At 45.2% G+C, this 20743-nt stretch carries 14 protein-coding genes and 1 pseudogene; 9 read left to right on the top strand and 6 right to left on the bottom strand.

The genetic code is table 11. The features are described 5' to 3' along the window. The first annotated feature begins 131 nt into the window (after nt 1–131). The 3 genes and pseudogenes from AC6R05_RS16995 to AC6R05_RS16985 all read left to right on the top strand — a co-directional run. A complete protein-coding gene (locus AC6R05_RS16995; protein ID WP_500648099.1) occupies nt 132–830 on the top strand; it encodes a glutathione S-transferase family protein in 699 nt (232 codons plus the stop codon). Nucleotides 831–1059: 229 nt separating this feature from the next. After that, complete coding sequence (gorA, locus tag AC6R05_RS16990; RefSeq protein ID WP_500648098.1) at nt 1060–2415, top strand: glutathione-disulfide reductase; 1356 nt, start codon at nt 1060–1062, stop codon at nt 2413–2415. Between the two features lie 124 nt (nt 2416–2539). Beyond that, nucleotides 2540–2797: pseudogene (locus AC6R05_RS16985) on the top strand (DUF6482 family protein); the annotation flags it as partial. Nucleotides 2798–2875: 78 nt separating this feature from the next. Here AC6R05_RS16985 and AC6R05_RS16980 read toward each other — a convergent pair. Beyond that, nucleotides 2876–4117, bottom strand: coding sequence for an NADH:ubiquinone reductase (Na(+)-transporting) subunit B (locus AC6R05_RS16980; RefSeq protein WP_285466785.1), 1242 nt, complete (start codon nt 4115–4117; stop codon nt 2876–2878). Nucleotides 4118–4460: 343 nt separating this feature from the next. Here AC6R05_RS16980 and AC6R05_RS16975 point away from each other — a divergent pair, with 343 nt between their 5' ends. From AC6R05_RS16975 to AC6R05_RS16960, 4 genes are read left to right on the top strand one after another with little or no spacing between them, the layout of a single operon-like run. Then, the gene (locus tag AC6R05_RS16975) at nt 4461–5753 is read left to right on the top strand and encodes a serine/threonine protein kinase (protein ID WP_500648130.1); all 1293 of its coding nucleotides are present in this window, start codon (nt 4461–4463) and stop codon (nt 5751–5753) included. A 2-nt stretch (nt 5754–5755) separates the two neighbouring features. Continuing rightward, nucleotides 5756–7192: a chromosome partitioning protein ParA gene (locus AC6R05_RS16970; protein ID WP_500648097.1), complete on the top strand. Its 1437-nt coding sequence runs from the start codon at nt 5756–5758 to the stop codon at nt 7190–7192. Beyond that, complete coding sequence (locus AC6R05_RS16965) at nt 7192–7764, top strand: ECF-type sigma factor (protein ID WP_500648096.1); 573 nt, start codon at nt 7192–7194, stop codon at nt 7762–7764. Before AC6R05_RS16970 ends, AC6R05_RS16965 begins: the two co-directional genes overlap by 1 nt. A 1-nt stretch (nt 7765) precedes the next feature. Beyond that, nucleotides 7766–9316 (top strand): hypothetical protein, encoded by a 1551-nt coding sequence (locus tag AC6R05_RS16960; protein WP_500648095.1) that lies wholly within the window; start codon nt 7766–7768, stop codon nt 9314–9316. Here AC6R05_RS16960 and AC6R05_RS16955 read toward each other — a convergent pair. Beyond that, on the bottom strand, nt 9313–10182 hold the full coding sequence (locus tag AC6R05_RS16955) for a hypothetical protein (RefSeq protein WP_500648094.1): 870 nt from the start codon (nt 10180–10182) through the stop codon (nt 9313–9315). The genes AC6R05_RS16960 and AC6R05_RS16955 overlap by 4 nt on opposite strands. Before the next feature lie 225 nt (nt 10183–10407). On the opposite strand from AC6R05_RS16955, the gene AC6R05_RS16950 reads away from it, so the two are divergent. Together AC6R05_RS16950 and AC6R05_RS16945 are read left to right on the top strand one after the other, a co-directional pair. After that, entirely contained in the window at nt 10408–12687 is a 2280-nt protein-coding gene (locus AC6R05_RS16950; protein WP_500648093.1) for an Ig domain-containing protein, read from the top strand. Nucleotides 12688–12931: 244 nt separating this feature from the next. Then, nucleotides 12932–15742: a hypothetical protein gene (locus AC6R05_RS16945; RefSeq protein WP_500648092.1), complete on the top strand. Its 2811-nt coding sequence runs from the start codon at nt 12932–12934 to the stop codon at nt 15740–15742. 83 nt (nt 15743–15825) lie between these two features. On the opposite strand, the gene AC6R05_RS16940 is transcribed toward AC6R05_RS16945, so the two are convergent. The 4 genes from AC6R05_RS16940 to AC6R05_RS16925 all read right to left on the bottom strand — a co-directional run bounded on the left by AC6R05_RS16940 (nt 15826) and on the right by AC6R05_RS16925 (nt 20683). Further along, on the bottom strand, nt 15826–16848 hold the full coding sequence (locus AC6R05_RS16940; RefSeq protein ID WP_500648091.1) for an SPOR domain-containing protein: 1023 nt from the start codon (nt 16846–16848) through the stop codon (nt 15826–15828). A gap of 187 nt (nt 16849–17035) precedes the next feature. Further along, complete coding sequence (locus AC6R05_RS16935) at nt 17036–17974, bottom strand: ABC transporter permease (RefSeq protein ID WP_032551024.1); 939 nt, start codon at nt 17972–17974, stop codon at nt 17036–17038. A gap of 2 nt (nt 17975–17976) precedes the next feature. Continuing rightward, nucleotides 17977–18954: an ABC transporter permease gene (locus AC6R05_RS16930; RefSeq protein ID WP_500648090.1), complete on the bottom strand. Its 978-nt coding sequence runs from the start codon at nt 18952–18954 to the stop codon at nt 17977–17979. Between the two features lie 175 nt (nt 18955–19129). Then, nucleotides 19130–20683, bottom strand: coding sequence for an ABC transporter substrate-binding protein (locus tag AC6R05_RS16925; RefSeq protein ID WP_331441003.1), 1554 nt, complete (start codon nt 20681–20683; stop codon nt 19130–19132). Nucleotides 20684–20743 lie beyond the last annotated feature (60 nt).

Below are 20743 nucleotides of genomic sequence, written 5' to 3'. Positions count from 1 at the left end.
AAGTGCAGCGAACCTCTCGCTGCACTTTTTCTTTATTAAAAGATAACTTTTTTCGTCTCAGCTTCGTCTTTTCTCACCGACCTTCGTCTTAAGGGTGTAGGTAAACCAATTCTTAGAGTGAGAAAGACCCCATGATTAAAGTTATCAGCTTCAAAATTTGCCCATTTGTTCAACGTGTTACTGCAGCGCTAGAAGCAAAACAGATCCCTTACGAGATTGAATACATCAGCTTGAAAGACAAACCACAATGGTTCCTGGATATCTCGCCAAACGGCCAAGTACCAGTGATGGTGACCGAGTCTGGCACAGCGTTATTCGAATCGGATGCGATTATCGAATACATCGAAGACGAGTTCGGTCCACTAGAGCAAGGCGTGACTAACGAACAACGCGCATTAGACCGTGCGTGGAGCTACCTAGGTTCTAAACACTACTTGGCACAGTGCGGTACCATGAGTAGCAAGGACCAAGCAACGTTTGAGGAGCGTGCAGAGAAGCTGATTAAGGCGTTCCACAAAGCCGAAAATCAACTGTCCGGTAACACCAAGTTCTTCAAATCAGATGAGATGAGCAATGTTGATATGGCGTGGCTACCTCTGCTGCACCGTGCAGCGATCGTGAAGGCACACTCGGGCTACGACTTCTTCTGTGGTTTGCCAAAAATGCAGACGTGGCAGAAGAACGTTCTAGAGTCAGGGTTAGTCGAAAAAACCGTTTCAGAAGATTTCGTTAAGCTGTTTAGCGACTTCTACCTAACCAACACCTATCTCGCTGATGGCAAGGACGTGCAAGCTCAGACCGGATGTGGCTCAAGCAGTTGCTGTGGCTAAACTTCTCATCCATTTCAACAAAGCGGAGTAATGTCTTATTCCGCTTTGTTGCGGTCTCATCGCTATTTGTCATAAGCAATGTCACTTTTTCCCATTTAGTAAATTGCTAGACTCGATTTATGATAGCAGCATAGGATAGGTAACAATTCATGTTGATAGCGTTGAGTTCACTCAGACGCACCCCAATGTAATTGTTATCAACAAAATTAATAAGCTCTTGGAGAAAGTAATGGCGACTCATTTTGATTATATCTGTATCGGCGGTGGTTCTGGCGGTATCGCATCAGCAAACCGTGCAGCAATGTACGGCGCAAAGGTTGCACTTATCGAAGCACAAGACCTAGGCGGCACATGTGTAAACGTTGGCTGTGTTCCTAAAAAGGTAATGTGGCACGGTGCTCAAGTTGCAGAAGCGATGAACCTATACGCAGAAGACTACGGCTTCGATGTAGATGTAAAAGGCTTCGACTGGAGCAAACTGGTTGAGAGCCGCCAAGCTTATATTGGTCGTATCCACCAATCTTACGATCGTGTTCTAGGCAACAACAAAGTCAACGTAATTAAAGGCTTTGCTAAGTTTGTTGACGAGAAAACGGTTGAAGTGAACGGTGAACACTACACAGCAGATCACATCCTGATCGCAGTGGGTGGTCGTCCTACGATTCCAAACATTCCAGGCGCTGAGTACGGCATTGATTCAAACGGCTTCTTCGATCTAGCTGAGCAACCAAAGCGCGTTGCGGTTATCGGCGCTGGTTACATCGCAGTTGAGATTGCGGGCGTTCTGCACGCACTAGGCACAGAAACACATCTATTCTGCCGTAAAGAGTCTCCACTACGTAGCTTTGACCCAATGATCATCGAGACGCTAGTAGAGGTGATGGACGCCGAAGGTCCAACGCTACACACTCACTCTGTACCAAAAGAAGTGGTTAAAGAGGCGGATGGCAGCCTGACTCTGCATCTAGAAAACGGTGAGAGCCAAAATGTTGATACCCTAATCTGGGCTATCGGTCGTCACCCAGCGACAGATGCAATTAACCTAGCATCAACGGGCGTTGAAACGAACGAGCGCGGCTACATCAAGGTAGACGAGTACCAAACGACTAACGTTCCTGGCATCTACTGTGTAGGTGACATCATGGAAGGTGGTATCGAGCTAACACCAGTAGCTGTTAAAGCCGGTCGTCAGCTTTCTGAGCGCCTATTCAACGGTAAAACCAACGCGAAGATGGACTACGATCTTGTTCCTACTGTTGTATTCAGCCACCCACCAATCGGCACCATTGGTCTAACGACTCAAGAAGCTGAAGAGAAGTACGGCAAAGACAACATCAAGGTTTACACGTCTGGCTTCACTGCAATGTACACAGCAGTAACCAAACACCGTCAACCTTGTAAGATGAAGCTAGTATGTGCTGGCGAAGAAGAAACTGTAGTTGGTCTACACGGCATCGGTTTCACTGTTGACGAGATGATTCAAGGCTTCGGCGTAGCAATGAAGATGGGCGCAACCAAAGCAGACTTCGACTCTGTTGTGGCCATCCACCCTACTGGTTCGGAAGAGTTCGTTACCATGCGTTAATCGCATAAGCGACATTATCGAATGATTAAGAAAGCAGACTCCGGTCTGCTTTTTTTGTGCCCGCTCTGAACTTTGCTCAAAATTTCAACGTAACAGACAAGGATTTCCTCTTAACGAAACATCGGAGTGTGTTATGAACCTACTGATTGAATCTTTTGAAGGCGGCATCTACCTTGCTTATCAAGTCACAGACCATAACCGTAGACTGGTAATGGACAGTGACCATCATCCGAAAAAGTTTATGAGCCTTAACCAAGTGCGTGATCACTTCAACGACCAATCAATCACGTCAGCGACCCTGATTCATAACAGCGCTTACGACGAAATGTGTGGTGAGCAGTGTGGTAGCGATATGCCACTCAGCGTTGACCTAAGATGGTGATTACCTATCTATTGCACAACAATCCAATTGAAAAGAGGACTTCTCAATAAGTCCTCTTTTTTGCCTACGCTGTTCTCGCTAACGCGCCATACGTCGATTTCTGCGCTTGATGTTGCCCTCACGAACAATGAAATCAAACAGCGGCGCAAACAAATTAGCAAACAGTATTGCGAGCATAATGCCTTCTGGATAGGCCGGATTGAGCACTCGAATTCCTATCGTCATCACCCCGATCAAAATACCGTAGGCCCACTTCCCTTTATTGGTAAAGGCTGCAGATACCGGGTCGGTCGCCATAAAGAAGGTACCAAAAGCCACACCACCAAGTACAAAGTGCCAATAGAAAGGCATAGAGAACATCGCATTGGTTTCTGAGCCGATCAGATTTAACAAACTAGAAGTCGCCACAAGACCAACAATCACCCCTGCGACAATCCGCCATGAAGCTATCTTCATCACGATGAGTGCCAAACCGCTGAGCATAATGAGCAACGATGATACTTCCCCCATCGAACCTGGGATATTACCGATAAAAGCATCCATCCAAGAGATTGATTCTCCGGTCATGTTGTTCATCAACGCACTGTTACCGCCCTCATACCATTGGCTCAATGGTGTCGCACCTGAATAACCGTCTGCCGCTACCCATACTAAGCCACCAGACATGTTAGCTGGATAAGCAAAGTAGAGGAAGGCACGCCCCGCAAGAGCTGGGTTAAGGAAGTTACGGCCTGTACCACCAAAGATCTCTTTGGCAACCACAATACCGAAGGTGATACCCAATGCAGCTTGCCAGAGTGGAATCGTTGGCGGCAGTATCAGAGCAAACAGCACCGAACTAACGAAAAAACCCTCGTTCACCTCATGCTTGCGCACAATGGCAAACAACACCTCCCAAAAGCCCCCTACAACAAACACGGTGGCATAAACAGGTAAGAAATAGAGAGCACCAAGCCACATCTGACTTAGCCAACCACTTGATGTGAGAGCTTCTGCGCTACCAAAGGCCCAAGCCAAACGCCAGTTTCCCTCAATCACGGCTAACAGCTCTGCACCAGAGTAGGTCGCACTCAACCCCATGACAGCTTGATGACCGACGTTATACATACCCCAAAACATCGCAGGAAAAGTTGCTAGCCACACCATGATCATAATGCGCTTGAGATCGATACTGTCTCGGACGTGGGTCAGCCCCTTATTCACATGGCCGGGTGTATAGAATATGGTCGCTGCCGCTTCATATAATGGGTACCATTTTTCGTACTTACCACCCGCTTCGAATTGAGGGGAGACCCCCTCTATCCACTTCTTCAATTTCATATCTTTGTAACCTCATTTCAGTGAGTCACTAGCAATACGAAACAAACCGTGTTTGAGAGCAATTTAGATAAGCCCTAGCAATAATTAAACCCTCACATATTTACCCAACTTCAGCTTTGAGATAGAAAATGTAAGGCTCAAGTTTTGGGGAGAAGATCACATGTTGAAATTTTCATCCTTCTTCTTAAAAATGCGACTCATTAGCTCATTTTTTCATATGTAATTGATAAAAATGTCGAAAAAACATCGAAAACTCTTATAGAATGCTCGCATAATAAAGATATAAAAAAGATCAGTTGTGCAAAAACAAAGCAGTGGCTCCACTGAGGTTTTCTATCACCTCATGGATCTGTCAGATAAAGAAAAAAGTCTTTACCTAGAGCGATTAAAGGCTGAACAACCCGGCTTATACCAACAAGTTCTTCCACTTATTAACGAAGAACCTTCAGAGCAGATCACATCGCTGTTCGGCTTCCACGCACAGCAAGCAACCGAAACAGAGCTCGACCTCACCAACACCTTAGTAGACAAGTACCAGATCTCTCATGAGCTGGGGCGCGGTGGTATGGGAATTGTTTATGCTGCGAGCCGAGCAGACAGAACCTTCGAGCAAGATTTAGCGGTGAAATTCATTCAACCCGCACTCTCGCATATCCTTGGTGAACACGCGCTATTTCAAGAGGCGCAACTGCTTGCTCACCTCAATCACCCTTGTATCGCCAAAGTGTTCGATGGTGGGGTCTATGAGGAGTCAGTCTACATCGTGATGGAGCGTGTAGAGGGGGAAACGCTCTCGCTGCACTTGCAGAACCGTTCTTTGAATGAAAAACAAAAGCTCAATCTATTTAAAGAGATCTGTTCTGCTATCGAACACGCACACCAAAAGCAGGTACTGCACGCCGATCTCAAACCAGAAAACATCTTAATTGATCCACTAGGCTCACCTAAGATTCTGGATTTCAACCTGACTCAAAAGGTTAAACAGCCAGTTCCAGACAAAAACACCGATGTATCTCTGCTCACAGCTTATAGCAAGGCTTACGCAAGCCCAGAACAAGCTGCTGGGCAATTTCTGACTCAGCAAAGTGACATCTATTCTCTGGGTAAAATTCTGGCACTGATATTCGATTCTTCTTCCAACTTGGATATCGATCTTATCGTTGAAAAAGCGACACACCATGAGCCTTATAGACGCTACGCCAGCGTGAGTGAGCTGCGCCAAGACGTTGTACGCATGTTGGAGTGTCGCCCTATTTCGCTTCGAGAGAAACATCCACTCCATGCCCTATCTAAGCTACTGAAACGCCGCCCAGTACAGAGTGCCTTGACCATCCTGTTATTGATTTCAGGCGCGACCTTCTCGACCGCAATCTTCAACAAGAACCTGCAACTGCAAAAAGAGAAGCAGGTTGCCGAGGAGATGATGTACGAGGTAACAAGCCTGCTGTTTCATGCTAAGGGCAGTGATGCTGCCAAAATGTCGGTAGGTACCATGCTCGAACTAACAAGACGTCGAATATTGTCAAACCCAGATTTACCCAAAGACGTTAAGCAAAAAATGCTACTGGCAATGCTTACGCCAGCGCCAGAAAAATCCGTGACTAATAAAAATAAACCAAATTCATCTAGTAACTGATTATGAAAAAAGCTCTCTTACCTTTTATTGCAACGTGCGCTTTGAGCCTAACCGCACACGCTGATGATAACCAACCTCTGACTGGATATTTCATCGATTCACCAGTTTCAGGGCTCTACTACGAGACCAGCTCAAATCTCTCGGGCACCACCGATAAAGGGGCATTCCAATACAACTCTGGTGATATTGTGAGCTTTTTTATTGGCACCGATAACTCGGGTTACCTGCTGACTACTCTATCTGGCCAAGAAGTCATTACGCCAACGTTGTCATCGACCCGCCCAAGTCGCAGCATCAATATGACGCGCCTGTTATTGTCATTAGATGACACGCCGGAGCACCGTGATGAGATCATCCTAGCCAGCAAGGTGTTGTCGGATGTCGAGTTTCAAAAGAAACTTAAAAACCTAGATTTAAGCTACCTAGATGACCAAGACCTTGGGATCGATTTGGTTTCCGTTAAGGAAGCGGCTGAACACCTAAATCAGAGTCAGGAATACATCAAGGATAACTTTGCATCTGAAGAGATCATCTTCTCTCCAAAAGACAAAGTGCTACACAACATCATCATCGCCAAAAAGGATTATGCGGGCAGAGCCTGCTTCTACGATCTGGCTCATCAGGCTAACCCAAAATATAAGGGGCCAATTGGCGAGTTAAGCTACCAGATTACTGACACTGAGCTGATTCAGTTCCCAGGAACGGGCGACTACTTCAATGGCTGTAACCTGCGCCCTTACCACACACCTCAAAAAATCATCCGTGAGCCATTATCCGTTGGCGATAGTTGGACAGGCTTTACTAGTTGCGCACAAACGGGCTGCACTCGCCACGACCTAAGTGGGTTCTCAATCGAAGACTACAACGATGAAGGAGACTGGAAATATCGAACGGTCGCTTTGGACTTCGATACCGAGACCGAACTCTTGATGGAGAAAACTCAAGGCTTGGGCCAGAAGGAGCATATGCGTCATGCCAACAAGGGCGAGATGATCTGGTTCACCTACACCAATGAGCGTGGTAACCACATTCCTTATGAAGGTATCTGGCAGCATACCCAATACCAGCACGCGGACATCATCACAGAGTGCCTACTGGTAAAGGATAAACGCATTCTGCTAGGGCCTAGCGAACCTGAAACCTGTCCGACAAACCACCAGCAATACACAAAAGATGTGACTGAAAAGTTTGGCGACATGTGGTGGTTGAGTAACCCAGAGCCAACAGCATCCCTTGCTCAGATGAATGTTTCAGTTCGTTGGTACGACTCCATACCTCAACAGCATTTCACGGCGTGGGAATACCTGCCTGCAGGTAAAAACTGGGACCAAGGCATCCTCTACAGATTCAAACAAAAAATTTCGCTAAACCCAGATAAATCCCATAATATCAGCACCCTATCTGTTTCTGAGTTTACTAAAGTGAGGTCTAACAGCTAATGGCAACTGCAACTCCAGATATCACACAGATCATCCACCAGTGGCAATCCGGTGACAAAAGCGCCGAAGCAGACCTGTACCAATTCGCTTACCTGCAGCTTCGTCAGATCGCTCAACAAGAGCGTAATCGTAGTGCACAAAAATACGGTACCGATAACCAAGTGCTGAGCGACAGCATGAACAGCACCACCGCGTTAATTCACGATGCCTACCTGAAGATATCGTCTTCAGACCTGCAATCGATCGAGAACAAAAAAGATTTCTTTTTGATGGCGGCTAAGGTGATGCGCCAGATTCTTATCGATAACGCTCGCCACCTTCAGGCACAAAAGCGTCAGCAGATGACCATAATTAGCGACCAAGACGGTGATAAGTTTGAGCAGTTCATGATGATGGACAAAGCCATTGATAACTTTAGCATTCACTATCCCCGTCAATCTCAGGCGCTGAAGCTCAAGTATCTAATGGGCATGCGAAACTATGAGATCAGCGAGCTACTTGAGTGCAGCGCGAGCTTGATAGAGAAAGACCTCAAATTCTCCCGTTGTTGGTTGCAAAGCAAACTGGTTTAACATGAAAAAACGCCTCTGTTTCTTGGTTGTATCTGGCTGTGGAGCCTTCGCTCTGCTTCCACCTTGGCTTGCTTCTGAAGAAGTGAATGCACCCCGTTTAATCGGAGGTGACTCGTTACGTTCAGTCAAAAAAACCGCTGCTGAAGGCGCACAAACCGCCATGAACGCTCAGCCTACGCAAAGCCGTACCTCATCAACGACACTGATAAAAAGCAAAGCCGAGACAACCCTGTCAGAGGTTTCATTCCCAGCAGCTACTTTCGAAAGCCAAACAGATCGATTTGAGGACCCAGCTGAGAAATTTTACAGCGATACCGAAACCTTGATTGTCGCTGACGACAAAGACCGCGCCGATCGCAACCAGAAACCACAAGTAAACCCAGCAGTACAGCAAAGTATTCAACACGAAATAAATCAATGGTCCTTTACCGAAAACTCTCCGATTAACTACTCGATTGATGTTACCGGCCTATTTGAAGACCCTGATGGTGACTTGCTGACGACGCAGATTGCTGTCAATCATCCGAAATTTTCGGTTTCAAATCTCGGTGGTAGAACGAGTGTCCAAGGCACCCCAAAAGTTGGAGAAGCGCCCACTCAGCTGATTGCTCGCGCTAAAGATGATTATCACGGCTCGGAAGAGAATGCCTGGGTGACCACCAGCTTTTCACTCCCATCCATGTCTTCAGGTTTAGAGGAAGATGGCTTACACCCTTTGATCGGTGAAACTTGGTATCGACTAGAAACCAACCACCAATTTGCTGGTAAGACCTACAACTATGAAAAGGTCTACTGTGAAGCCTTTAAGTTTATCAATGATGAAGTGTTCTTTGCCTCTTCAAGCAATCTAACCACCTGCCCAAGTGAGCATGACCTGCGTAAAGTTGGAGGGTATCATGTCGATGGCGATACCCTAGTTGTCTCTAGCAATCAGTCCATTTTTGACACCGACATGCGCTGGAAAATTTTAGAGACCTACCCAGATCACCCGACTTTCACGACCGCTCATGTGACGCAAGTGAAAATGGGCAATGAGTATGAGACCTATACGGTGGCCTCGAGAGCGCAAATAGAACAGCGCATAAACACCGTGACAGGTTTAGAAGCTCTGCAGCTAACACCACTCAACTATATGTATTTAGCTAACGATGGCCACTACTACCTAGGCTGGTATGGCATGCATATTAGTAACTACCAACTCGGTAACCCAGATTGGCCAGATCAAATGGACGGCGACCTCAATGTCCAGTCTTACAACACCACAGTGGTTTGCGAAGATTTGCTCGACAAATTTGATCACTTCTCCGTTGGCGGGCAAGGGGTATACGGCGACATCATTGGTCAAACCGTGGGTGAACAACTTGAGCCTATCGAATGTGGATTGCAACCACTAGGCCACCTTCAGTACTCTTATTTTGATGTTGATTTCTTCGAGTTCGATAAGTTCAAACATGGCGAAGTATTTAGCATCATACTCCGCCCCAAGAAAGAGTGGCGTCATAAGGTTGAAGAGATGAAACTCAATGTTCGATATCTAGACCCTAACGCTTAAAAACTCCATAACGCCTGCAAGCCGGTACTAAATGTATAGGTATCGGCTTCAGGTAGTGTCGCATTAACTTGCTCAGTTTCGTACTCAGTACATTTTCCATCAATCATGGTTTTACAATAACTGGTGGTCACGGATTCGGTGTCCGACTGAAAGCGCTTTTCATAACCAAACATGGCGTACCAACCAAGATGTAGACCTGGTCTCAATTCATAGCTGACACTGCCCTCAATCGCCGCTCGGTAACCGAAATCGTAAAAGTCTACGTCTTCAAAACGAGTATTTGAGGTGACACTCCAAACCGGCAAACCAAATGTCGCTTTACCACTCACATGCCATTTATCTGCTAAGTTTAGGCTACCGTTGTCGTAAGCAAGACCTACATCCACAAAGATATCTGTAGAGGTCTCTTCCCAAGTACCATAAAAATACTTGTTCCCATCTTCGCTGAAGTTTTTAACACCATAGCGAGTAAATGTTTGATAGGTAAGAGAAGGCCCACCAATCACGCGCCAATTGTCTTGTAATTTATAGTGAAGTTGAATGTTGGTGGCGGTCTTCAAGTACTCCATTTGGTTATGCTGAACTGAAGATCCATTGTTCACCCAATCTTCTTTTGAGCTTTGAGGAGAAAAGGAGGCCAAAGCATCAATTGAGAAATCAAAATCCTCATTAACGTAATACAAACCACCGGTATTTAAAATCGGGTTGGTCACCGTTACGTCTGACTTGAGTCCTCCGTAGTACTCTTGGTAATTCACATTTTCTAACCCAACCGTAAAATACGAGTACCCATACTTATCGCTGCCCTCTGTTGTTTGCGCCACAGCAACAAACGGCAATAAGCTCAAACCTATCCATTTTTTCATTTTTATTATCCACTCAGCCAATTCGGGGCAGCATGCTATTGAAATTGGAAATCAATTTGAAGAGCGCTCAAGCAAATAAAAATCAAATAAATTTTACGGTTTTTTTCTGGTTTTACGTGTGTTGAAAAAGCGATCAATCCCAAGTAAAACATTCACCCAATTAATATAAGTCTCAGAAAATGAAACAAATAGGGCTTGGCTAGAGCTCTCTACAAAGGATATGAAATGAAAAAAGTTAGTTTACTAGCAGCGTCAGTGGCTTTCGCTCTAACCGGTTGTGGTGGTTCTGATGGTGACAGTTCTGGTGCAACACCAGGTGGCGTTGTGATTACCGCTATCGATGGTTATTTACAACACGCAGAAGTGTGGGTTGATACAGATGGCAACTTCGAACTTGATGCCTCTGATAAGAAGCTCCAAGTCGAAACAGATGAAAATGGTCAATTCACGCTACCAAACGAGCACAAAGACAGCGTTGTATTTATCAAAGCAATCAAAGATAAAACAATCGATAAAACACGCGGTCTAGTTGCAAACGACTTCGAACTAGCTACAACAGCAGGTTCAACCATCATCAACCCAATGACAAACATGGTTGTTGAACAACTAGAAGCTGCAAAAGCTGCTGATACAGAGCTGACTCAAGAGCAAGCAGAAGAAAAAGTTGTTAAGTCAGTGACAGACTCAGGCCTAACAGCATCTCAAGAGCTTATCTTTGGAGACTACATTGCAGATGGCACTGAGGAAGCAAAAGCACTAAACGCTATCGGTGAAACACTGGTTGATAATTCAGAATTAACTGTCGAAAAACAACTAGAACTGACTGACGCTGTTGCTGCAGAAGCTCAAGCAATCATTGAAAATAAAGAAAGCTTGGATGACTTCTCGCCTATCGTAAATATTCCTGCAGATGATAGCCCTATCACGGTGACACCTAACTCTCGTCCAGTAGATAGTGAAAATGGTGTATTGAAAGACATTACTCTCGCTCCTTCAGATATTTGGTTAGACCTAGATGCTTCTACTTTTTTCCAAGATGCAGAAGGCGATACATTAACGTTTGAACTCAAAGAGCTCGCTGACGATCTAAATGGGCTAGTGATCGATAGCAACACGGGCATTATCAGTGGCGACCTTACTAATGCTGGTACTTACGATTACCAAATCTTCGCAAAAGATGAGCATGGTGCATTGTCATACCCGCTGAATCTTAAAGTCATTAAGCTAGCTGAAAACCTAGCTCCAGAAGTTGTCGTAGAAGAGCAACAAAGACTGCAAGACGTCATAAATGGCTGGCTACTTCAAGAAGGTGAGGTGTTTAACCAAACAATCGACTTAGCAGGCTTATTTAACGATACCGATGGTGACATCGTTAAATATCGTTCTGGGGGTCTAACTGTTGATGGGTTAACTATTACCCCAACGGAAGACACAAGTTCAATCGTTACTATTTCGGGCACACCAAGTAAGTCATACCTAGCAGGACAAACTTTCAATGTCGGTGGCGTTGATAATGATAACGAACCAACCTACGTGACATTTACGTTACCTGAAATCTTAGAAGGTACACCAGTAGAACCACCACAACCAGAACTAGGCTTCACTCAAGCACACTTCGATAAAGGTGGCGTATGGCAAATGGGTAGCTTTGACTACGGTGATGCAGAGGTAGCATTTGCATCTCTACGCGTAAACAACGGCCAGAATGAACTATGTTTTGCGACAGATGACTCAAGTGACTTCTCAACACTTAGTCGTGAAGACTGGTTAAGCACGCTAGACAACATGCAGCACAACTACTGGGATCTTGGTCGTGAGAATCTACTCAAAGATGACGACTGTTTCGCAGTCACATTAAACAATAACGGCACTGTCGATTTACCTGGTGATGCAGGTACAGATACGGCAACAATGCTTTACCAAAATATCACGAAAGATGGTGATTATCAGGTTGTGATGCTAATTGAAGAGTCTACTGGTCATAAAGAGCTGTTTTGGATGGACTCAACAGAAGTAGAAGATGGTGTTAACTACAACTCGTTCTCTTACCCAAGCCAAAACGACATGACTGTTGATGTAACGCTTGATGAATACCTACTTGTTGATGATGACGGTGGATATAACGACCTTTACCCTTTACTGGATAAGTTTGCTTACTCAATGACGGGTAAGAATGCTGAGAATCTTGCAGAGGGCACGTACACAGCAACACCAATCACCGAACCAGGTGAAAGCTGGTCAGATAATTGGCTTGTTGGTGAAAATGTTGATGATTACGATGAAACGCTGATCAATCCATACCTAGGTCTAGTTGAAGACAACGACGATTGTAACTGTGTTGTAACTCGTCGCTACTTTACTTACCGCGACTTTGGTGAACTAACTATCGGTGTTGGCGATCACAACAAAGGTTATAGTTACGGCCATGATGACAACGGCTTTTTCTTTATCAAATCAAATCAAGAGGAAGCGATCAAACGCATCCACGACGCTTGGGGCAAATAACTAACTCCCCTATCTAATACATAGCCCCGCTCTCGCGGGGCTTTATTCACCCAACAGATACAAACACTCACAACACATTCACTTCAGAAATCACCCAATATTTCATCCACTTTTTATAAGATTCTTTACGGTTTTTTCCTTATTTTCCGTATCTTGAACCACAGTCTCCTACACGGTAAAACCTTGCCAGTTTTTATAAATCACTTCAAATAAGTACAGATTTCACTCGGTAAGGATGAAAAGAATGAAGAAGGTTAGTTTACTAGCAGTGTCAGTGGCAATTGCACTGTCAGGTTGTGGCGGTTCAGACGGTGGCTCATCAGATGGAGCGACACCGGGCGGTATTGTGATTACAGGTTTCGATGGTTACTTCGAAAATGCAGTTGTATTTGACGACGTTGGTCAACCTGGTGTTCTAGAGGTTGGCACAGATACCATTTTTGGTTTAACCGACAAAAGTGGCAAAATCACGCTTCCTGCAGACACTGAGATTGATGGAAAACTAGCACTAAAAACACTCCGTCCTGGTGATATGGACAAAGCTCTAGCTAATGAACTATATGCACTGAATCCTAACGGCAAAAATGTTTCTGAGTTATTGGCAACATACACCGAAGATAGCGATCACGAAGGTCAGCCAATGGCTAACAGTGTTGTGTTCCGCACCCCTGAAGGTACAGATAAAACTTCATTAGTTATCTCGCCGATTACCGATCTTGTTGCTATCGAAATGCAAAAAAACGATAGCTCAATTGAAGCTGCAACAGCTACTGTCAATAAAGATCTAGGCGGTTCGGTTGAAGAGCCTATCGATCTATTTTCAGACTTTGTAGCTACATCAAAAGACGATCTTGAAAGCGCCCAGCTACACAAAACAGCACAAATTCTTACAGAATCAAAAGCTCAAGATCCTACAGCCTACGCAAACAATGCAAATAGCATTACAGAAACCGCTGTAGAAGCATCTAAAGAGATCGTAACAGAAGAGAACATGGGCTCTGATGAACTTGTGAACGAGAAGCCTGTTATCGATCCAAGCCAACCAGAAACCGCTGTATCTAACTACAAGCTACTCGTTGACTCTAGTGCACAAGCTACCCTTGAATCTGAATTTAAGAAATTAGAAGTCATTGAAGGCCAAGGGTTTACGCATACTATTACTATCCCTGAAAACTTATTCCAAGATAAGTACAGCGCTGAAGGAGCGTATCAAAGCATTGCTACCGCTCGCGCGAAAGTGAATGGTGAACAAGAGATTACTGTTACGCTAGAGGGCGAGATATTAACAGTCTCAGCAAAGGAAAGCTTTGTACCAACCCTAAGCAGCTACATTGTGACTCTAACAGCTGATGATCGTGCCACTGCTGGTTCAAAAGTACTGAGTGAACTAAATACTACATTCTCATTCGATGTTTCGCTGGTAAACACTGCACCAAAAGTAGATCCAGAAGCACAATCAGAAATACAGCGCGAGATTACTGACAACTGGGTAATGAAACAGGGTGAAGCGTTCTCAGAAGAACTATCTGTTAGCGGCCTATTTACAGACCGTGAGGACGATACTCTAACTTATGACTCTAACATTAGCTCTGTTGTAAAAGGTCTGACATCAAAATACGATGCTAAATTAGGCAAACTAATTATCTCAGGTCACCCGGAAACGCCAACAGAAGATATCAAACAGTTCAACATCACTGCCGATGATGGACACGCTGCAACATTCATGGTTTCAGAGCCAGCAAGTTTTGATTTACCAGTTATTGCGATCGGTGATATTGCTATCGACAAGGCGGTTGAAGCCGAGCTTCAAAAGACTATCACTAACACCTGGTCACTTAAGGCTGGTGAAGAGTTCTCTGAGCAGCTGGATATTAGTGAGTTATTTACCTCAAATGTTTCTGGTGACGTTGAATACTACGCAAACTACGCTGCTCACGACAATGAGCCAGCAAGCAATCCAATCCCTGGTGTTTCCGTAAATGTAGACGCAAGTGGCTTAGTCACACTGAAAGGTACACCTACATCGGAAACTAATGGTGTCATGCTCTACGTAGCTAAAGGGATTAACTTCTCTGGCGATGAAGAGAATGATATTGAATCTAAAATTGTTGCCTTTGCATTACCAAATGTACAGCCAAGTGATGAGGTTGATCCACCAGCACCAGAACTCGGATTTACAGAAGCACACTTCAATAACCAAGAGTGGAAGATGGGGAGCTTTGCTCCAAATGACGGTGAAATAGCTTACGCAAGTTTAATGAAGAACGATTCCACTGGTGGTTTGAAATTTTGTTGGGGTGCAACGAATGGTGACAGTTCTCCTTACGAAGCCAATATCGGTCATAGCTTTAGAAATAATGGTTTAGCTCTAGGGGACGGCAGTGAAATCATTGAGATGCTAAAAGAGCTCGATGATGCAACTGGGTATGTAGATGCTCAAGAGAAAGACTGTTGGACTGTAAGCCTAAACGATGGGAAGCTTGATGATGGTGAAAGCCGCTATGAAATGCTTTACCAAAAGAAAACTGAGGTAAATGGCGAAGCTCAATACCAGATTCTGGTTAAGATCGGCACTGATGAGCTGTTTTGGCTAGATTCAACAGACACACCATTCGCACAGATTCAACCTCTTGAAAATAAAGTAAGCGAAGGTACTGTTGAATTTGATTTGATGGTAGAAAGCGACGGTGAAGGTGATAACACTGAGTTAACGTATAGCTTTGGCCAGTATAGCTATGACCAAGCAACTTACAACTATGACTCTGTTGTACCAGAAGGCTTTCACACTCCAGGTGAATGGGAGCTAGTCGCTGATGATGTGGACAACCCATTACTTCAAGCTCAAGAAACAGGTGAGATGTCAGATTATAAAACTCGCTTCCGTTACATTGGTCGTGACTTTGGCGATTTTTACATCGGTATGATGTGGAGCCGTGAACCTGGGCAAATTCCAGGTCAAGTTTACCAATCTGCCCCTGAATACGGCCTATTCTCTAGCGATAAAGATAAGATGTTCAGCATTGTAGATAACCTACCAATGATGTCTGTAGACTAAGCAAAAACAAGAAACCCCAGCACATCGCTGGGGTTTCTTTTATCTGGACCTTTTGGCCTATGGTAACTCAAATACTATTTAAGCTACTTCACACACATCACGTTAAGAAGTGATGAGCCTTTAAGTTGAGTGACATTGCCATTCGTAAACAGGCCTTTCTTCTGTGCGCCCCAGTACGGAAGGTGCATTGGCCAGTCTTTTTGCTCCATTACTTTTGAATCTAAAATGGTTTGCCAATCATCTTCACTCAGTAGCTCCATACCCAAACCATTACACGTCTTTTGTGCTTGGTCGTAATCTAAGCGACTCCAAGGTTTACCTTGCTCCATGTAAAACTGTTGTTTGCCATCAAGAATGTAAGGAACAGAATAAGTCTTACCAGACACAGAAGCGGTTAAACGCACCTCGACCTCTGCATCACTGCTGCTTTTCGAATTATCCGGCAGAGATTGAATTGCCATCGGCTCAGAAGCGGGTTTGCTTACTGCTTTTGGAGCAGGAGCCTTAGGTGCTGGCGCAGAAGCTTTGGCAACCGCTGCCGTCGCAGGTGCTTTTGCCGCAGTACGCTCAATAGGTTGCGCTTCTACTCGAGCTTTAGGAGCTGCTGCTTTATCCGCTTTTGCAGTCGCGGCCGCCAGTGGTGCTACATTAGTTGATTGAGATTTATCAACCATACGTATGAAGGCTTCTTTGTAGCCCGATACCTTACGAACCTGAAGCAGCTCCTTGCGTGCATCAGCATAATTAGAGTATGGGCCAATCAAGCAGCGATAGTTACCTTGCTCTGGTTTCATCCATACATTAGTCGAGATGTTTTTGTAGATAGGTTTCGCTTTCTCTAATGGCAGTGGGTCATTGAGCAGGCCACACTGAACCCAGAATAGATTGCTTTCTGAATGGGTTTTGGGTGCTTTACTCCCCCATATTCCTTTGCCGATTGGACAAGAAGCTTCTAGTTGAGGCAGCTGGTCTGTGCTGGCTTGAGTCGCATCACAAAGCACCGATTCCGCATGTACTTGGCCAGACAACGACGCCCCAACCGCGAGCAACGCTAACCCCAACCCTTTACGAGAACCACGACATACTGCATTTATTGTCAATTTCATACCCATCACTCAACCCTCAAGGGTAAAATTATTACCGACTTGGTGTCGATAAAAAATGAATTCCATTTAAGACATTATTGACTACATCAATAACTCATAGTTCCTAAACTATAAGCAAAAAAAGAGCCGTAATTGCTTACGACTCTTAGTTTAGTGAGCTTTTTTATTAAAAATCAATCGCTCGGGATCAACCTTTATAGATTTTCGGGTTAAATACGTCGCGTAACCAGTCACCAAGTAGGTTAATTACCAGTACTAGCGTTACCAGCACCACACCTGGGAAGGCAGTAATCCACCATGCACCAGAGAAGATGTAGTTAAAGCCGATGCTGATCAATGCGCCAAGTGATGGCTGGTCTACCGGAAGGCCAAGGCCTAGGAAAGAAAGTGCCGCTTCTGACATGATGGCATTTGCCACCTGTACCGTAGAGATAACCAGAATTGGAGACAGACAGTTCGGTAGAATGTGGCGGAACATGATACGAGGTGCTTTAAAGCCCATCACTCGTGCCGCTTCCACATACTCTTTCTTCTTCTCTGCCAATACCGATGCACGAATCGTACGCGCATACTGCGGCCATTCGGCAATACCGATGATCACCACCAGCATCACTACTGCATACTGGGCGTAGAAATCACTACCAAAGCTCGCCTTAAAGATAGCCGAAACAATGATCGCAACCATCATGGTTGAGAAAGAGAGCTGAACATCGGCGAAACGCATTAGGAAGCTATCGATACGACCACCGAAGTAACCCGCTGACAAACCGATGATGATACCCAGTGTTAGCTGAAGACCTACCGCCAAGAAACCAATCGTTAGTGACAGACGAGAGCCGTAAAGCATGGTCGATAGAATGTCACGACCTTGCTCATCCGTACCCAATAGGAAACGCTCATCACCATCTTCCATCCATGATGGCGGTAGCTCTGAGTCCATGATATCAATAGACGTCACATCATATGGATCAGTCGGCGCGAGAATCGGTGCAGCCAGAGCCATCACCAAGAATGCGGTAAAAACAGCGAAGCTGAACATCGCCACTTTGTCACGTAAGAAGTAGTACAGAATGTCTGACTGCTTAAAGCGCTCCCAACGAGATGGAGCTGTTGTTGATTGTTCCATGATTATGCTCCTTTCCCTGTAATGTTCACTGTTGGGTTAATGATGCCGTATAGCAAGTCAACAATGGTGTTGGTTACTACGAAAATCAGACCAACGAAGATAACGTATGCGGTAATCAGTGGTGTATCCACTCGGTTAATCGCTTCAAGGAATAGGAAGCCGGTACCCGGCCACTGGAATACGGTTTCAGTAAGAATGGTGTAAGCCACCATGGTGCCAATCTGAACACCACCCACCGTTAGTACAGGTAACATGGTGTTTTTTAGCGCATGTTGGTAGTAGATCTTGTTCAGTGGTAAGCCTTTCGCTTTACCGAACTTGATGTATTCAGAGCTCAGTACTTCCAGCATCTCAGAACGTACCAGACGGATGAACAGCGGTAGCATGATAGAAGCGAGTGCAATACTTGGCAAAACTAAGTGTGCAAGGCCATCCAACGTAAAGAAGCCAGACTCCCAACCAAGCCAATTGGCGGTTTCACCACGTCCATAAGAAGGCAACCAACCAAGCTCAATAGAGAACACATACATCAGCATAATGGCCGTTAAGAACACCGGGATAGAGATACCGATACTACTGCCCGCCATGACTAGCTTGGTAAAGAAACTTTTTGGGTGAATCGCCGAGTAAACCCCAAGTGGGATCGACAAACAAACAATGATAAGCGATGCACCAAACACTAACTCAAGTGTGGCCACCAGCTTGTCTAAGATAACGTCCACAGCAGGACGCTTAAAGAAGTACGAAGTACCGAGATCACCCTGTAGAGCAGCGCCTACAAAGCGAGTGTATTTTGTAATGAAGGGATCGTTGAGGCCCAGCTCATCACGCAGCGCTTGACGCTCCGCTTCTGAAACAGACTGACCTACCAACTCACGTAACGGGTCGCCCAGGTTATCCTGAATGGCAAACGCCACCAAACTGATCACAAACATCACTATCAGTGCCTGAAACAGGCGCTTGACCAGAAACGTAAACATTCCTTGCCCCTTATCTATCCATGACTATCTAGTTAAGTCCGTAACTAGACAACAAATATTCAGTCTTAAAAAAGGTATCTAGCCAGACTGAAGGAAGACTAAATACCGAAACTTAATAGAACAACTTAAAAAGCGAGAGCCTGAACCAACAGGCTCTCACATCTAGCAAGCTAGATTACTGTACAACTAGGTCGCCGAAGTAAGGCATAACCATTGGGTTAACTACGTCAGCAGCACCAACGTTAGACTTAGCGCCCCACGCTTCACTTTGCCAGTGTAGCGGTACGAATGCTGCGTCGTTGTAAAGTGTTGCTTCAACGCCTTTCAGCATTTGAGAACGCTTAGCTGGATCAGTTTCAGTGTTAGATGCTTCTACTGTTGCATCCATCTCTGGGTTTGAGTAACCAGAACAGTTGTACTGACCACGGCCAGTCTCTTCGTTACGAGTCATAGTTAGGAACTCGTTGAAGTTCGCTGAATCTTCTGTATCTGAGTGCCAGCCGATCATCATCATGTCTGCTGAACATAGGTCGAACTCAGGCCAGTATTGCGCTTTAGGCATTGTTTTCAGATCAACCTTGATGCCGATCTTAGACAGCATTGCTGCAGATGCTTGAGCAACTTTCGCATCGTTCACGTAACGGTTGTTTGGTGCCATCATTGTTAGCGTGAAGCCGTCTGCGTAGCCCGCTTCTTTCATCAGCTCTTTCGCTTTCTTAAGATCGTAACGTGGCACTAGCTCCTCGTTGTGACCTGCATAGCCTGTTGGGCTTTGCTGACCAGCGGCTGTTGCGAAGCCTTTCATGATCTTCTTAACGATACCTTCGTTGTTGATTGCGTGAACAATCGCCTGACGAACGCGAACGTCTTTCAGTGCTTCGTTGCTGTTTTGGTTCATTTGGAACGTGATGATACGAGTACCAGGTAGCGTCACAAGGTCGATGCCTTTCGCGTTCTTAACACGTTTGTGATCGTTTGGTGCTACTGGGTGAATCATGTCTACGTCACCAGAAAGAAGTGCTGCTACACGCGTTGCGTCTTCTTTGATTGGTACTAGCGTTAGGTTATCAACGTTACCTTTTGTCTCTGTGTCCCAGTAATCGTTGAAACGTTTGAACTGAACTTTTACGCCTTGCTCACGCTCAGTAACGATGAATGGACCTGTACCAGAAACGTTAGTCGAAGCGAACGAGTTGCCGTGCTTAACTAGCTCTGACTTATCTTTACCATCCGCAGTCTTACCAGAGTAGAACTTGCTGTCCATTGGGAAGATGTAAGTCGCTGTTTGTAGTACTAGTGGGTAAGCCGCTTTCGATACTAGCTCAACTGTGTAGTCATCCACTTTTACCATTTTCTCGTATGGCGTGAAGATAGACTTAAAGTCTGGAGACGCTTGTAGACGCTCGAAAGTCCACACAACATCGTCAGCTGTTAGTTCGTTACCAGAGTGGAATTTCACACCCTTACGTAGGTTAAAGCGGAAAGTCGTTTCATCAACACGCTCCCAGCTAGATGCTAGGCGGCCTTCAAAATCCATCTCTTGAGTGAAACGTACTAGAGGGTCAAACACCATGTGAGACATTTGCAGTGTGCCACCAGACAGCTGCTCGTGCGGGTCAAGTGATACTGGGTCAGCTGCGTAGCCAACGGTAATATCTGCTGCTGCTGCACTAAAGCTTAGGCCAGCTGCCATCAAAGCGACTGCTAATTTGCTTTTCATGGTTTTCATTTGCATAACTCCTTCATGCGGGAATCCAGATCCCTAGTTGTTGTATTTGCGTCTGTTTTA

The organism is Vibrio sp. R11-SG3-ISO9 (assembly GCF_059834255.1).
This window is presented reverse-complemented; position numbering and strand designations above follow the sequence as displayed.

Bases quoted from the DNA above. Each gene is read 5' to 3' on its own strand.
- AC6R05_RS16995 (WP_500648099.1), top strand. From the start codon at position 132: ATGATTAAAGTTATCAGCTTCAAAATTTGCCCATTTGTTCAACGTGTT.
- gorA (WP_500648098.1), top strand. From the start codon at position 1,060: ATGGCGACTCATTTTGATTATATCTGTATCGGCGGTGGTTCTGGCGGT.
- AC6R05_RS16980 (WP_285466785.1), bottom strand. From the start codon at position 4,117: ATGAAATTGAAGAAGTGGATAGAGGGGGTCTCCCCTCAATTCGAAGCG.
- AC6R05_RS16975 (WP_500648130.1), top strand. From the start codon at position 4,461: ATGGATCTGTCAGATAAAGAAAAAAGTCTTTACCTAGAGCGATTAAAG.
- AC6R05_RS16970 (WP_500648097.1), top strand. From the start codon at position 5,756: ATGAAAAAAGCTCTCTTACCTTTTATTGCAACGTGCGCTTTGAGCCTA.
- AC6R05_RS16965 (WP_500648096.1), top strand. From the start codon at position 7,192: ATGGCAACTGCAACTCCAGATATCACACAGATCATCCACCAGTGGCAA.
- AC6R05_RS16960 (WP_500648095.1), top strand. From the start codon at position 7,766: ATGAAAAAACGCCTCTGTTTCTTGGTTGTATCTGGCTGTGGAGCCTTC.
- AC6R05_RS16955 (WP_500648094.1), bottom strand. From the start codon at position 10,182: ATGAAAAAATGGATAGGTTTGAGCTTATTGCCGTTTGTTGCTGTGGCG.
- AC6R05_RS16950 (WP_500648093.1), top strand. From the start codon at position 10,408: ATGAAAAAAGTTAGTTTACTAGCAGCGTCAGTGGCTTTCGCTCTAACC.
- AC6R05_RS16945 (WP_500648092.1), top strand. From the start codon at position 12,932: ATGAAGAAGGTTAGTTTACTAGCAGTGTCAGTGGCAATTGCACTGTCA.
- AC6R05_RS16940 (WP_500648091.1), bottom strand. From the start codon at position 16,848: ATGAAATTGACAATAAATGCAGTATGTCGTGGTTCTCGTAAAGGGTTG.
- AC6R05_RS16935 (WP_032551024.1), bottom strand. From the start codon at position 17,974: ATGGAACAATCAACAACAGCTCCATCTCGTTGGGAGCGCTTTAAGCAG.
- AC6R05_RS16930 (WP_500648090.1), bottom strand. From the start codon at position 18,954: ATGTTTACGTTTCTGGTCAAGCGCCTGTTTCAGGCACTGATAGTGATG.
- AC6R05_RS16925 (WP_331441003.1), bottom strand. From the start codon at position 20,683: ATGAAAACCATGAAAAGCAAATTAGCAGTCGCTTTGATGGCAGCTGGC.